2 tRNA genes are annotated in these 259 nt (G+C 50.6%); both read left to right on the forward strand.

The annotated features are described in order from the left end of the window. Nucleotides 1-38 precede the first annotated feature (38 nt). A tRNA-Gly gene (locus HMPREF2613_RS10235) sits at nucleotides 39-109 on the forward strand. Between the two features lie 34 nt (nucleotides 110-143). Then, nucleotides 144-217 (forward strand) — tRNA-Ile (locus HMPREF2613_RS10240). Nucleotides 218-259: the final 42 nt, after the last annotated feature.

A 259-nucleotide genomic window follows, 5' to 3' on the forward strand; every position in this document is an offset into this window, starting at 1 on the left:
AGAGGGTCAGCGGTTCGATCCCGTTAACTCCCATTTAAGCGGGTGTAGTTTAGTGGTAAAACTACAGCCTTCCAAGCTGTTGTCGCGAGTTCGATTCTCGTCACCCGCTTTGAACTTTGTTCAATTACCAAGTTTTTTAACTTGGGCGCGTAGCTCAGGTGGTTAGAGCGCACGCCTGATAAGCGTGAGGTCGGTGGTTCGAGTCCACTCGTGCCCATAAAGTTTGGTCCGTTGGTCAAGGGGTTAAGACACCGCCTTT

The organism is Streptococcus sp. HMSC070B10 (assembly GCF_001808665.1).
In the GTDB taxonomy this organism is placed as follows: Bacteria; Bacillota; Bacilli; order Lactobacillales; family Streptococcaceae; genus Streptococcus.